The 13594-nt window shown below is 71.2% G+C and carries 15 protein-coding genes; 8 read left to right on the forward strand and 7 right to left on the reverse strand.

The genetic code is table 11. The features are described from left to right. Both ACWGDB_RS20345 and ACWGDB_RS20350 read right to left on the reverse strand, forming a co-directional pair. Window positions 1–662: maltotransferase domain-containing protein (locus ACWGDB_RS20345; RefSeq protein ID WP_453823663.1), on the reverse strand; the 662-nt coding region annotated here is incomplete at its 3' end. A gap of 50 nt (window positions 663–712) precedes the next feature. Further along, window positions 713–1039, reverse strand: coding sequence for a DUF5133 domain-containing protein (locus ACWGDB_RS20350; protein WP_453823664.1), 327 nt, complete (start codon window positions 1037–1039; stop codon window positions 713–715). A gap of 301 nt (window positions 1040–1340) precedes the next feature. Between ACWGDB_RS20350 and ACWGDB_RS20355 the strand changes: the two genes are divergently transcribed. Together ACWGDB_RS20355 and glgX are read left to right on the forward strand one after the other, a co-directional pair. Continuing rightward, a complete protein-coding gene (locus ACWGDB_RS20355; RefSeq protein WP_383606175.1) occupies window positions 1341–1853 on the forward strand; it encodes a pep a2 in 513 nt (170 codons plus the stop codon). Then, complete coding sequence (gene glgX / locus ACWGDB_RS20360) at window positions 1850–3994, forward strand: glycogen debranching protein GlgX (RefSeq protein WP_453823665.1); 2145 nt, start codon at window positions 1850–1852, stop codon at window positions 3992–3994. Before ACWGDB_RS20355 ends, glgX begins: the two co-directional genes overlap by 4 nt. 13 nt (window positions 3995–4007) lie before the next feature. On the opposite strand, the gene ACWGDB_RS20365 is transcribed toward glgX, so the two are convergent. Beyond that, window positions 4008–4811: a VOC family protein gene (locus tag ACWGDB_RS20365; RefSeq protein ID WP_453823666.1), complete on the reverse strand. Its 804-nt coding sequence runs from the start codon at window positions 4809–4811 to the stop codon at window positions 4008–4010. A gap of 173 nt (window positions 4812–4984) precedes the next feature. Here ACWGDB_RS20365 and ACWGDB_RS20370 point away from each other — a divergent pair, with 173 nt between their 5' ends. Then, entirely contained in the window at window positions 4985–5317 is a 333-nt protein-coding gene (locus tag ACWGDB_RS20370; RefSeq protein ID WP_453823667.1) for an ANTAR domain-containing protein, read from the forward strand. A gap of 15 nt (window positions 5318–5332) precedes the next feature. Here the strand turns inward: ACWGDB_RS20370 and ACWGDB_RS20375 are convergent, their stop codons facing one another. Further along, entirely contained in the window at window positions 5333–6124 is a 792-nt protein-coding gene (locus ACWGDB_RS20375; protein WP_453823668.1) for a SigB/SigF/SigG family RNA polymerase sigma factor, read from the reverse strand. Between the two features lie 254 nt (window positions 6125–6378). On the opposite strand from ACWGDB_RS20375, the gene ACWGDB_RS20380 reads away from it, so the two are divergent. From ACWGDB_RS20380 to ACWGDB_RS20395, 4 genes are all read left to right on the forward strand, one after another. Further along, the gene (locus ACWGDB_RS20380) at window positions 6379–6831 is read left to right on the forward strand and encodes a MarR family winged helix-turn-helix transcriptional regulator (protein ID WP_453823803.1); all 453 of its coding nucleotides are present in this window, start codon (window positions 6379–6381) and stop codon (window positions 6829–6831) included. Beyond that, window positions 6828–7676: an ABC transporter ATP-binding protein gene (locus ACWGDB_RS20385; RefSeq protein ID WP_453823669.1), complete on the forward strand. Its 849-nt coding sequence runs from the start codon at window positions 6828–6830 to the stop codon at window positions 7674–7676. The genes ACWGDB_RS20380 and ACWGDB_RS20385 overlap by 4 nt, the downstream gene beginning before the upstream one ends. Continuing rightward, window positions 7636–8496: an ABC transporter permease gene (locus tag ACWGDB_RS20390; protein WP_453823670.1), complete on the forward strand. Its 861-nt coding sequence runs from the start codon at window positions 7636–7638 to the stop codon at window positions 8494–8496. The genes ACWGDB_RS20385 and ACWGDB_RS20390 overlap by 41 nt, the downstream gene beginning before the upstream one ends. A 188-nt stretch (window positions 8497–8684) precedes the next feature. Continuing rightward, window positions 8685–9206 carry a hypothetical protein gene (locus ACWGDB_RS20395; protein ID WP_427842923.1) on the forward strand — a complete coding sequence of 174 codons (522 nt, stop codon included), beginning with the start codon at window positions 8685–8687 and terminating at the stop codon, window positions 9204–9206. A gap of 55 nt (window positions 9207–9261) precedes the next feature. On the opposite strand, the gene hemC is transcribed toward ACWGDB_RS20395, so the two are convergent. Beyond that, window positions 9262–10197 (reverse strand): hydroxymethylbilane synthase, encoded by a 936-nt coding sequence (gene hemC / locus ACWGDB_RS20400; protein WP_453823671.1) that lies wholly within the window; start codon window positions 10195–10197, stop codon window positions 9262–9264. 17 nt (window positions 10198–10214) lie between these two features. Then, entirely contained in the window at window positions 10215–11474 is a 1260-nt protein-coding gene (locus tag ACWGDB_RS20405; protein WP_453823672.1) for an MFS transporter, read from the reverse strand. A 106-nt stretch (window positions 11475–11580) separates the two neighbouring features. On the opposite strand from ACWGDB_RS20405, the gene ACWGDB_RS20410 reads away from it, so the two are divergent. Next, window positions 11581–12588, forward strand: coding sequence for a DUF5937 family protein (locus tag ACWGDB_RS20410; protein WP_453823673.1), 1008 nt, complete (start codon window positions 11581–11583; stop codon window positions 12586–12588). On the opposite strand, the gene ACWGDB_RS20415 is transcribed toward ACWGDB_RS20410, so the two are convergent. After that, the gene (locus ACWGDB_RS20415; protein ID WP_453823674.1) at window positions 12569–13585 is read right to left on the reverse strand and encodes a questin oxidase family protein; all 1017 of its coding nucleotides are present in this window, start codon (window positions 13583–13585) and stop codon (window positions 12569–12571) included. The genes ACWGDB_RS20410 and ACWGDB_RS20415 overlap by 20 nt on opposite strands. Window positions 13586–13594: the final 9 nt, after the last annotated feature.

The raw sequence follows: 13594 nt of genomic DNA on the forward strand, positions 1-13594 counted from the left end.
GTGCCCTCGGAACGGGGGAAGAACTCGTACCAGGAACCGAACAGGGCCCGCTCCCGCTCCACCAGCAACGGCAGCGGGTCCGAGGCGGTGACCAGATCCCGCAACGGATACCGCCCCAACACCGCGTCGACGTTCGCCGCGAACGCCGCCGCCAGCCGTGACTCGGGCGGCAGTGAGTCGTCCCGCAGCGCGTCCGCGGCGGCCTGCACCGTCGCCTGCTCCGTCTTGTCGGGCACCCCGGCCGCCGCTCGTTCGTACAGCTCGCCGCCCGTCTCCAGGACCAGTCCGACGTCGATCCCGGCGGGGATCTTGATCTGGGCGTGGTGGCGCCAGGTGGCCACCGGATCGCTCCACGCCTCCACGTGAAACGTCCAGCGGCCCATGGCCGCCGGGGTCACCTTGGCGCCCCAGCGGTCGCTGCCCGGGGCGAGTTCGTGCATGGGCGTCCAGGGGCCGGGCCGGCCGTCCGGGTCGGTCAGTACGACGTTGGCCGCGACGGCGTCATGGCCCTCGCGGAACACGGTGGCGGTGACCTCGAAGGTCTCTCCCACGACGGCCTTGGCCGGGTGCCTGCCGCACTCCACGGCCGGCCGTACGTCCCGTACCGGGATGCGGCCGATGGTCCCGGTACCGGCACCGGTCCTGCTCTTGGTCCTGCCCATGGTTCACCTCCACCGTGCTCGAGGCCGGGCACCAGGCCCGGCCGGGGGATTCAAGGCTGCGCGGAAGGGGTCTGCCTCCCCGCGTGGAAACTCCGCCGTCGTGTTCCCGGCGGGCCCCGCCGCGCCGAGACACTTGCGGTGCGCGGCCGTTCGTCCAGCTCGCTGAGATAGGCGGCCGGAGTGATGCGCAGATAGCGTTCGGCCGCGTCGGCGGCCTCGCGTGCGCAGCGCTTTCCCATCAGCACGCAGAGGGTGTAGCCGGTGTCCTCGAAGGTGGCACGGACCGTCAGGTCGGCCGGGGCCGCGAGCATGGCGCGTTCCCAGGCCCGATATCGCCGCAGTTGCCGGGCGACTTCGGCTTTGGCCGGTAGCAGCATGGCGCCGTTCACCTTCCGGTTCGGACTCGATGACGCGTCTCCCGACCGTCGGGCGGAAACCCGTGCGCGCACGCACGGGTTCCGTTACGGGTTATCGAGGTCTTCACACATGGTGCACGGTCGACGACTCAGCGTCCTGTTGGATCTTCAACTACCTCAGGGATCTGCTCCTGTTGCACGAATGGCCTACCGCCCCCACCCTGGAGTCACTCAGAAGCGATCAGCGCTCACGCTCCGTACTCGGGGCCCGTCCCGCAGGGGCGAGGAGAGCGGGAGCTTTCGCGGTGAGGAGGTAACGACGGTGAAGACCGCAGTGCCCTGCTACTACCACCTCGACGTGGAAGTGAGCCCCGAACGGGTGGGTCAGGTCAGCCGAATTCTGGCCGCTCACCTCCGGTACTGGGACCTGGAGACGCTTGTCGAGCCCGTCCGCCACGGCACGGAGATGCTGCTGCGGGCCATCGACGAACACGCGAGGGACAAGAACACCTCGATCGAGATGTGGTGGAACGGCCAGCACCTCATCACCGCCATCGGCGACAACAACCGTGCCCTGCGCCCGGATCACGAGCTGCGTGCCTGCCTGCAGCACCTCGCCGCGATGAGCGACGGCTGGGGGTGCTGCGCCACCGAGACCGGAGCCAAGGTCATCTGGTTCTCGCAGCGCGCCCGCGCCGGCGAACGCGCCCCGCTGGTGCCGGCCGCTCCGGCGCCCCACCTGCGGGAGGCGCTTCAGGTGCCCCGCGAGGTGCCGGTCACGGCCATCGCCGACGCGGCGGGCATCCGGGACGGCATCCTGGAGGAAGCCCGGTGACCGCGCGAAAGCGCAGCAAAGGGGTGCCCGCCTGGAGCGGGCACCCCTACCCGCTGGGAGCCGCCTTCGACGGACAGGGCACCAACTTCGCCCTGTTCAGCGAGGTCGCCGACCGCGTCGAGCTCGTCCTCGTCGACGACAAGGACCGGCACACCCCGATTCCGCTCACCGAGGTCGACGGTTTCGTCTGGCACGGCTATCTGCCCGGCGTCGGCCCGGGACAGCGCTACGGCTACCGGGTGCACGGCCCCTGGGACCCGGGCCTCGGCCACCGGTGCAATCCGGCGAAGCTGCTGCTCGACCCGTACAGCCGGGCCGTCGACGGCCAGGTGGACAACCACGCCTCGCTGTTCGAGCGCACCCCCGGCGCCCCGTCCCCGGGCGACAGCGCCGGGCACACCATGCTCGGCGTCGTGACCGACCCGCACTTCGACTGGGGCGACGACCGCCCGCCCAGACGGCCGTACGCCGACACCGTCATCTACGAGACCCACGTGCGGGGCCTGACCGCCACCCACCCCGACGTCCCGCCCGAACTGCGAGGCACCTACGCCGGGCTCGCCCACCCCGCCGCCGTCGGGCATCTGACGTCCCTCGGGGTGACCGCCGTCGAGCTGATGCCGGTGCACCAGTTCGTCCAGGACGGCGTGCTGCTCGACCGGGGGCTGTCCAACTACTGGGGCTACAACACGATCGGCTTCTTCGCGCCGCACAACGCCTACGCCGCCCACGGCACCCGCGGTGAGCAGGTCAACGAGTTCAAGTCGATGGTGAAGGCGCTGCACGAGGCCGGCCTCGAAGTGATCCTCGACGTCGTCTACAACCACACCGCCGAGGGCAACGAGCGGGGTCCCACCCTCTCCTTCCGAGGCATCGACAACGCCTCCTACTACCGCCTCGTGGACGGCGACTGGGCGCACTACTACGACACCACCGGCACCGGCAACAGCCTGCTGATGCGTCACCCGTACGTGCTCCAGCTGATCATGGACTCGCTGCGCTACTGGGTCACCGAGATGCACGTCGACGGCTTCCGCTTCGACCTCGCGGCCACGCTGGCCCGGCAGTTCCACGAGGTGGACCGGCTCTCGGCGTTCTTCGACCTGATCCAGCAGGACCCGGTGATCAGCAGGGTCAAGCTGATCGCCGAGCCGTGGGACGTCGGTGAGGGCGGCTACCAGGTGGGCAACTTCCCGCCGCTGTGGTCGGAGTGGAACGGCAAGTACCGGGACGTCGTACGGGACTTCTGGCGCGGCGAGCCCGACTCGCTCGGCGAGTTCGCCTCCCGGCTGACCGGCTCCTCCGACCTGTACGCACACAGCAGGCGCCGCCCGCGCGCCAGCGTCAACTTCGTCACCGCGCACGACGGGTTCACCCTGCGCGACCTCGTCTCGTACAACGACAAACACAACGAGGCCAACGGCGAGGGCAACCGGGACGGCGAGAGCCACAACCGGTCCTGGAACTGCGGAGCGGAGGGCGACACCGACGACCCGGCCGTGCGCCGGCTGCGCGCCCGCCAGCAGCGCAACTTCATCGCCACACTGATGCTCTCGCAGGGCATCCCCATGCTCGGCCACGGCGACGAACTCGGCCGCACCCAGCGCGGCAACAACAACGCCTACTGCCAGGACAACGACGTCTCCTGGGTCGACTGGGGACTCACCGACGAGCAGCGCGCACTCGCCGACTTCACCCGTTACGTCATCGGGTTGCGCGCTGCTCACCCCGTCCTGCGCCGCCGCCGCTTCTTCAAGGGCGAGACGGCCACCCACCCGGACCAGCCGCTGCCCGACCTGGTGTGGCTGCTGCCGGACGGCCGTGAGATGACGGACGAGGACTGGCAGCACCCCGACGCCCACTCGGTCGCCGTGTTCCTCAACGGCGACGCCATCGCCGAACCCGACTGGTGCGGCCGCCCGGTGGTGGACGACTCCTTCCTGCTCCTGTTCAACAGCTACTGGGAGCCGGTGGAGTTCCAACTGCCGGAGGCAGAGTTCGGCGACCGCTGGGCACCGCTGATCGACACCGCCGAACCGCAGGGCCTTTCGGACGAGTCGGAGTACAAGGCAGGCACCGCTCTACTGATCGAACGCCGCAGCCTGGCCCTCCTGTCGACGCCCTCGCGGCAACGCCGGTAGGAGCGCGGGAGCGCTAGCGGGAACGCCGCGAAGTCAGCGTGAACTGTGCCCCGTCAGGATCCCGCAGCACAGCCTCGTCACTCCCCTTGGACAGGACACTCCCTCCGTGCCGCTCGGCAGCCCGCGCGCACGCCCCCACGTCCGCGACGGCGAAGTGCACCTGCCAGTGCGGCCGGATCGTGGGGTCCGGCGCAGCCTCCAGCGCCCCCGACTCGATCCGCGCCACGACGTCGCCCCGGCTGCGCAGCACGACCTCGCCGCCCTCGTAGCGGACCTCGCAGCAGCCGGCCCGGTCCGACGCCCATTCGAGGACCTCGCCGTAGAACATGGCGGCGTCGAACGCGTCGCGGGTGTGGAGCCGGATGAAGGTGGGCGCGGCGCGGCGCCAGGTCTCCCAGTTCGAGGGGAGCTCCCCCTCCCAGACCCCGAAGGTCGCGCCGTCCCGGTCGGCCAGCAGCGCCGCGCGTCCCGGCGGCAGGGAGAGCGGACCGACGGCCGATGTGCCGCCGCGCTCCTGCACCCGCGCCACGGCATCGTCGGCGCTGGGCACGGCGAAGTAGGGGGTCCAGGCCACGGCCATCTGCCACATCGTGGCGACCGCCGCGACCCCGGCCACCGGCACGCTGTCCGCCAGCGCGACCCAGAAGCGGTCGCCCAGCTTGGCGGGCCGCCACCGCCATCCCAGCACGGCGCTGTAGAACCCGTGGGTGACTTCGAGATCACGGCTGGTCAGACTCACCCAGCAGGGTGCGCCGAACACGGAGTGTGTGGACACGACCTCGGCCGTGCTGTTGGAGCTTGTCGCATCGTGGTTCATGGCAGTCGCTGTCCTGGTTCTCGCCCGAACCGGCGGCCACCGGTCTTGTCCCAGTGTCCAGCCGGATTCGCCCCGGGGCCTGCCGAGTACCCCCGGCGTGGCGCCGAAACGGCCCGGGAGAGCGACCCTCCGCTTCGCTGGCACGAGGCACGCAAAGCGGCGACCATGGTGGCGTGGCAGCGACACCGCACGAGCCCGCCGACGGGACCGACAGGATCATCGAGCTGGAAGAGGAAGTCGAACAGCTCAAGGAGGCGATGGTCTCGCACGCCGTCGTGGACCAGGCGATCGGGATGATCGTCGCCCTCGGCCGCGTGGCGCCGGACGAGGGGTGGGCGGTGCTGAAGGACGTCTCCCAGCACACGAACATCAAGCTCCGCCAGGTCGCGGAGCTGATTCTCAGCTGGGGCCGGGACGGAAGGATGCCGCCGGAGATCCGCGTCGAACTCGAAGAGGCCCTCGAGCGTTACGGCCCGACGCAGATTCCGGGATCGGCCCAGGACTGACTCACCCTTCCGGCGTCAGGGGGCTTCGGCGAGTATTTCCTCGCGCAGCTGGGCGAAGCAGCCGCTCAGCAGCCGGGAGACGTGCATCTGCGAGATGCCGAGCTGCTGCGCGATGCGGCTCTGGGTCATCCCGCCGAAGAAGCGGAGGTAGAGGATGGTCCGCTCCCGCTCAGGAAGCCGCTCCAGACACGGTGTGACGGTCACTCGGTCGACGACCACGTCGTACGCCGGATCGGGGCTGCCGATGGCGTCCCCCAGCGCGTAGCCGTCCGTGCCGGGCATCTCCGCCTCCAGCGACAGCGCGGAGAAGCACTCCAGGGCTTCCATCCCGGCGCGCACCTCGCTCTCGCTCAGCTGCGCGTGCTCGGCGATCTCGGCGACGGTGGGCGCGTGCCCCGAGGTGCTCTGCGACAGTTCCTTCATGGAGTTCCGCACCCGGTTGCGCAGGTCCTGGACCCGGCGTGGCACGTGCAGCGTCCACATGTGGTCCCGGAAGTGCCGCTTGATCTCGCCGGTGATGGTGGGAACGGCGTACGCCTCGAAGGCGTGGCCGCGTGCCGGGTCGTAGTGCTCGACGGCCTTCACCAAACCCAGAGCTGCCACCTGGTACAGGTCCTCGAGGGACTCGCCGCGGCCCTTGAAGCGGACGGCGATCCGCTCGGCCATGGGCAGCCACGCCTGGACCAGTTCGTCCCTGAGCAGCTTGCGCTCGGGTCCCTCGGGCAGGCCGAGAAGGTGATCGAAGGCCGCCGCGGTGTCGGGGGCGTCGTCGTGGGGGTGCTGCTTCGTTCTGGTGGTGGCACTCATCAGGTGCGCACCTCCCTCAGCGGTGCTGACTGGACGAGACACCGTGAGAGGCAACGCACTCGGACCTCAGGAGGTCACCCAGGGTCCCGGCGAGCCGGCTCCCACGGACGTGCCTCCTGTCCGAAGCACATATGTCACTTTTCCCCATGATAGGGCATCCGAAACAAAATTCATGAATGCGACTACAGCTTTGCGTGATTGACCCTTTTGCTTGACTCTCTCATTGAAGTCATTACCTCTGTTACAGAGATAATCTGGACGATGTGGACGATGAGGAACTCGCCGACGCGCTCGTCGGGGTCCAACGACTGATCCGACGCCGGCTTCGGCGCGACATGACCGCCCCGCAGCTGCGCGGTGCCGAGGTGGAGCTGTTGCGGCTGGTCGTGGAGCGGCCCGGTATCGGGATCTCGGACGCCGCCAAGGAGCTGTACCTGGCGGGTAATTCGGTGTCCACCCTGGTCAATCAGCTGGCCCGGCAGGGCTGTCTGCGGCGGGAGGCCGACCCCTCCGACCGGCGCGCCGCCCGGCTGCTGCCGACCCCCGCGGCCGAGGCCCGGCTGAGGGAATGGCGCAGACGGCGCGCCGATCTCGTACGCCGTCATGTGTCCCGCCTCGACGAGCCGGACCGGGAGACGCTGCGCACGGCGATCCCGGCGCTGCGCAGGCTGGCGGACTCACTGCGCGAGGAGACGGAGCGACCATGACACGAGACGCCGGCACCGAGGCCGTGGCCTGCACCGGGCTCGCCTACGCCTTCGGCGAGACCAACGCGGTGGACGGACTCGACCTGACGGTGGCGCAGGGCGAGGTCTTCGGCCTGCTCGGCCCCAACGGTGCCGGAAAGACGACGGCGATCCGCTGCATCACCACCCTCCTGCCGGTGCCCACGGGGATGGTCAACGTCTTCGGGCGCGACGCGGCAGGCGACCGGATGGCCGTACGGCGCCTGCTCGGCTATGTCCCGCAGCAATTGTCCGCCGACTCGAGCCTGACCGGGCGCGAGAACGTCGTCCTGTTCGCCCGCGTCTTCGACGTGCCCCGCCGGGAACGCGCCGCGCGGGTCGGCCAGGCCCTGGCCGCGGTCGGTCTCACCGACGCCGCCGACCGGCTCGCCGGCACCTACTCGGGCGGCATGGTCCGGCGCCTCGAACTCGCCCAGGCCCTGGTCAGCGCACCCCGGCTGCTGATCCTCGACGAACCCACCATCGGCCTCGACCCGATCGCCCGCACCGGAGTGTGGGAGCACATCAACGCCGTCCGTGCCGTCACCGGCATGACGGTCCTCGTCACCACCCACTACATGGACGAGGCCGACCAGTACTGCGACCGGGTCGGCCTGATGCACCACGGCCGCATCCGGGCCCTGGGCACCCCGGCCGAGCTCAGGGAGGGGCTCGGCGCCCGCCGACGAGCCGGGGCCGAGCCCACCGACCCGCTGCCCACGCTGGAGGACGTCTTCCGGGACATCGCCGGCAGCGGGCTCGACGAGAGTTCAGGAGACTTCCGCGATGTCCGAAGCACCCGCCACACCGCACGCCGTGTCGGCTGACCGGGACCGCGCCGACGGTATCGACCTGCTGCTACGGCCGCCCGTGCCCCGCGCCGGCTGGCGAGTGCTGCCCGCCCGCATCCTGGCCATGTGCGCCGTCGAGCTGCAGAAGCTGCGCCACGACCGCACCGAGCTCTACACCCGCGCGGTCCAGCCCGCGCTCTGGCTGCTGATCTTCGGCCAGACCTTCACCCGGATCAAGGCGATCCCGACCGACGGCATCCCCTACATCGACTATCTGGCCCCCGGCATCATCGCCCAGTCCGCGATGTTCATCGCCATCTTCTACGGCATCCAGATCATCTGGGAGCGCGACGCCGGCATCCTCAACAAGCTGCTCGTCACCCCGACCCCGCGCTCGGCCCTGATCACCGGCAAGGCGTTCGCGGCCGGGGTGAAGTCCCTGGTGCAGGCGGTCGTTGTGATCGTCATCGCGGCGGTGCTCGGTGTGGCGCTGAGCTGGAATCCGCTGAAGCTGCTCGGCGTCGCCGCGGTCGTCGTCCTCGGCTCGGCCTTCTTCTCCTGTCTGTCGATGACCATCGCCGGCATCGTCCTCAGCCGCGACCGGCTGATGGGCTTCGGGCAGGCCATCACCATGCCGTTGTTCTTCGGATCCAACGCCCTCTACCCGCTGTCGGTGATGCCGGGCTGGCTCCAGGCGGTCAGCATGGTCAACCCGCTCAGCTACCAGGTGGACGCCCTGCGCGGCCTTCTCCTCGGCACCCCCTCCCACCTCGCGCTCGACTTTGCCGTTCTGCTCGTGGCCGCCGCGCTCGGCATCGCCGCCGCCTCCTCGCTGCTGGGCCGGCTGGCCCGCTGATCTTGGTGCGGAACGTGATGTGCGGCACGTGGGGGAACGGGCCCGCCGGGCCGGAAAGCGGATTCCTCCTGCCCACGGCTTGATCGGTGATCAAGGGGGCGAATGGGCTGGCCACAGCGCATTCTGCTCATTTGACAGTGCACTGAGCGCAAAGATAGGAAGCAGCTCTCTGGGTCGAGAGGTGGATTGTGTACGAGCCGAACGTGGTCGGGGACTGGCACGAGTACGACGAGCATGCCGGTCTGCGTGTCCGCGTCCACCAATTGGAAGCCGCCGAGCCGCCGCGCGGACGCGACGAGGCCGCGGAGGGGCTGGCGTACTTCAGGGTCCGCGTCACCATCGAGAACCGCGGCGAGCGGCACCTCGGCATTCACCTCGAGGACGGCCAGATCGACGTACGGATCGGCGGCGACGGCGAGGCGGCGTTCATCGACTGGCGCAACTCGCAGTTCATCGAGGGCTTCGACGTCTACCCGCTGCGCCGCGCCACCGCCGTGCTGTACGCCGCCGGCCCGGAGGCGAGCCTGAGCCAGGTCGACGTTCAGATCCAGCTGCGCGTCGAGGAGGAGTGGGCCGACCGCCGGATGTGGAGCGGCGGCCTCGGCCTCCAGGAGAGTTCCGCCGGCGCCCACGCCGCCACACTGCGGGACGGCCTCGCGCTCCAGGTGAGCAACTTCCTGCGGGAGCAGGCCGAAGAGGGGACCGCCTGACGGGCGCCCCCGTGAGGGGCGCCGCCTGGTGGGGCTCGAGCCCGGACGGCGGGCTCTAGTGCGGGATGCCGTCGATGATCTCGCGGGCGCCCTGACGCAGCAGCGCAACCGCGACCGATGTACCGAGGGTGGCGGGGTCCAGTCGGCCGGCCCATTCGTGGGCGTTCAGCCGCGTCTTGCCGTCCGGGGTGAACACGCAGGCCCGCAGGGACAGTTCGCCGCCCCGGTCCACGTGCGCGTACCCGGCGATCGGGCTGTTGCAGTGCCCCTGCAGGACATGCAGGAACATCCGCTCGGCGGTGGCCTCCCGGTACGTGTCCGGGTCGCCGAGGCCGCTGACCGCGTCGATGAGCTCGCTGTCGCCCTCCCGGCACTGCAGTGCCAGGATGCCCGCGCCGATCGGCGGCATCATCACCTCGGGGGAGAGGACCTCGCTGATCACGTCGGTGCGGCCGATGCGCTCCAGGCCGGCCGCCGCGAGGAGCAGCGCGTCCGCCTCGCCGGCCGCCAGCTTCTCCAGCCGTCGGTTGGCGTTGCCGCGGAACGGTACGCACTCGAGGTGCTGGTGAGTGGCGGCCAGCTGGGCGACCCGGCGCACCGAGGAGGTGCCGATCCGGGTTCCGGGCGGCAGCTCGTCCAGGGTGAGGCCGCCGGGGTGGATGAGGGCGTCCCGGATGTCGTCGCGCTTGAGGAACGCCGCGAAGGTCGTCCCCGCGGGCAGCGGACGGTCGGCGGGGATGTCCTTGACGCAGTGCACGGCGAGATCGGCCTCGCCCGCCAGCAGAGCCGCATCCACCTCCTTGGTGAACGCCCCCTTGCCCTCGACCTGGGACAGGTCCCCCATCCACTTGTCACCGGTCGTCTTCACCGGCACGACCTCGGTGCGCACACCGGGGTGCAGGACCGCCAACTCGGCACGGACGCGCTCCACTTGGGCGAGAGCCATCGGCGAGTCGCGGGAGACGATACGGATCAGTTCAGGCACGGACATGCGGACACGATAGACCGTCACAACCCCGCGTCCGCACCGTACCGCCCCATTCCTGCCCGGCCCTCGCCCGTCCGGTCCTTGCCGCTCGCCGGGCCCTCGCCGTGTGTCCGGTCCTGCATGTCCCCGCGCACCGGCCACGTCAGCACCGCCAGCGCCCCCGCCGTGAACAGCCCGCCGACCAGGAACGTCCCGCGCACCCCGACCGCGGGCAGCAGCACGCCCCCGATCAGCGCACCGGCGGCGATGCCCAGGTTGTAGGCCGCCGAGTTGGCCGCGAGGGCGGTCTCGGTGCGGCCCGGTGCCACCTGGAGCACCTGGCTCTGCGTCGCCATGAAAGCGGTCGCGACCGAGGCACCCAGCAGCATGACCAGGACGACAGCCGCCGCCCCGACCTGGCCCGTCACGTGGAGGCCGAGCAGTGCCACCGCCTGGGCCGCCACCGGCACGGTCAGCGTGGCGCGCGGGAAGCGGTCGAGGAGCGGCCCGGCGATCGTGACCCCGGCCAGCGCCGCCCCGCCGAACGCCAGCAGCACGGCACTCACCGCGTCCTCACGGAACCCGCTGACCTCGTCGAGGAAGGCGACGATGTACGTGAACCCGGCGAAGGCGCCGGTCACCGACAGGACGGTGACGGCCAGCACGACGAGGAACCTGCGCCGGTCGGGGGCGGCGCCGTACGCGGAGTGGCCGTCCTGCGGTCGGGACGACGGCAGGAGGGCGCCGATGGCCACGAGCGAGACGAGCGCCAGCACACCGAGCAGGGCGAAGGGCGTCCGCCACCCGGTGTGCCCACCGAGCCAGGTCCCGGCCGGCACCCCGGCCACCGTGGCGAGGGAACCACCCACGGACAGCAGCCCGATGATCCGCCCCCGGCGTTCGGGCGGGAAGAGGCCGACCGCGACCGGCCCCATGACCGACCAGAACACCGCCTGCGCCAACGCCGTCGCCACCCGCGCCGCCAGCAGCACCCCGTACGACACTCCTCCCAGCGCCGACACCCAACTGCCCACGGCGAGCAGCCCGAGCAGCCAGGCGAGCAGATACCGGCGCGGCACCGACCGGGTGACATGGGCGAGGGGCAGGGAAACGACGGCCACGGTCAGCCCGTAGCCGGTGACCAGAGCGCCCACGGCCGTGAGCGAGACCCGCAGGTCGTCCGCCAGGAGCGCGAGCAGACCGACCGGCAGGTTCTCGGTGGTGTTGAAGGTGAACGCCGCCAGCATCAGCGCCGCGACGACAGCGGCACGCCGCCAGGGTGCCGGACGTACGTTGCCCATCCATCCGCCTTTCCGACAGGGGGAGTCGGGGCAAGCGTGCGGGGCCGCGGCGGGCGCCTCTACTCTTTCGGTCCAGGACGAATCGCTGCTCACGACGGGGGTCGCCATGCCGCTCGCCCTGCACCTCGGCACCGCCGACCTCACCCGCTGCCGGTTCGCGATCTCGCCGCTGTGCCAGACCCACGAGGCGCTGCGCATGCTTCGCCGGCCCGCCCGGCACGGCTACCACCGCGGCTGGCTGCGCCGCATGCGCCGTTCGGTCGCGGGCCTCGACCTGGCCGACCTGTGGCCGTTCATCCCGCCCGTCGGCGGCTACACCCCGGACTTCCTCGGCCCGCCGCCGCAGGAGCCGTACCCCACCATCGAGGACGAGCTGGCGAGGATGCGCGCCACCGATCCCGTCCTGGCCCACGCGGAGATGACCCGCTCGCTGGCCTGCACTCCCGGACTCGCCGAGTCACCCCGAGGGCGCGCCGCGCTCGACGACCCCGCTGCCACCGTACGGCGCCTGGCCGACCTCACCGAGCAGGCCTGGCAGGCCCTGCTCGCCCCGGACTGGCCGCGCCACCGTGCCGTTCTGGAGGCGGACATCGCGCACCGCTCGCGCCGGGCGGCGGACGGCGGTCTCGACGCGCTGCTCACCGGCCTGCACCCGGCCGTGGACTGGGCCGGCCAGACGATCACCCTGCGCCAGTACGCCGACGTGGCGGATGCCCAACGGCCGGACGGCAGAGGCGTGTTGCTCATGCCGAGCGTGTTCGTGTGGCCGGACGTGGTGAGCGGCTTCGCCCGGCCCTGGCAGCCGGCGGTCATCTACCCGGCCCGAGGCATGGGGCGCCTGCACACCACCCCGGCACCACGCCCGCCGGAGGCGCTTGCCCGCCTCTTCGGCCACCAGCGCGCGGCCGTCCTCACCGGCCTCGCGGTGCCCGCCTCGACGACGGACCTCGCGCGCCGCCACGGACTCGCGCCGTCGACCGTGTCGGCCCATCTGTCGGTCCTGCGGGAGGCGGGCCTGCTGGAGTCGAGGCGTCAGGGCTACTACGTGTTCTACGGGCGAACGGCCTTGGGGGACGCCCTGGCGGACGGGCGGTTCACACCAGGGGCGGACTGATCTCGACGGCACGCACGGCCGCCGCGAGGGCGACTTCGTCGCCGACGTCCAGCGCGGTGTCGGTCAGCTTGATGACGTGCTCGTCGCCGTGGGCGAGGGCCCGCTCCATGACCTCCTCGCGCGTCAGCCGGGCAGCCGGGGCGCAGGCGACCGGCTCGACGGGGGCGTACATCGCGGTGACCGCCGCGGACGCCGTCCAGGCCGCCCGCAGGCTCGGCACCCACTGGTCGCGGGGCAGCGAATCCAGTGTGCGCAGCACGGCGTTGGGCGCCGTGGCCGCGTGCACGAGCATGGTCGGCTCGCCGTGGCCGTGGGTGGCGTAGCGGTGGGTCGCGGCGCGCACGAGTTCGGTCAGCCGCTCGCGGGCCGTGTCCGGGTCGGTCACGTCGTCCGCCCAGGCGGGCAGTCGGCGTACGGCGGACAGCCGGTTCCGGAATCCCAGGTGCCCCGCCTCGATCGCGGGTACGGCGTCCAGGGCGGCCGTGGCCGTCGGCGCGCCGGGCAGCGCGACGACTCCGGTCACGGGCTGATGCCGGGCCGCCCAGTAGCCCAGCGCGTGCGCGAGTTCGGTGAGCCGGGGTGCGTTCTCGTCCGCTTCGAGAGCGCGCACGGCATGACCGACACGGATGACGGTGTGGGTGGCGCCGCCGTACAGGCCGGGCAGCAGGCGCGGCCACCACTCGGCGAGGACGGCGCGCCACGGACGCTCGGCGAGCAACCGGGAGTAGTGGTCGGTCCAGTCCGTGATCCGTCGTGGATCCCCCAGCGCCGCACGCCAGTTGTCGTCCGTGACGGGGGCGACGCGGTCGGGGAAGTCCTCCAGCTTCTCCCGGTAGAGGTCCACCCAGCGGTGGACGGCGCCCGCGTGTCCGTGGGCGGCCAGCGCCTCGACGACCATGGGGGCGTGGTTGGACAGCCAGCCCTCTCGTTCCGGACCGGAGGTGTGAAGGCGTTCAAGGGCTTCTTCGAAGTGTCCGCTCGTGGCGATCGTGTCCATGAACGGGAC

The organism is Streptomyces sp. NPDC055013 (genome assembly GCF_053608645.1).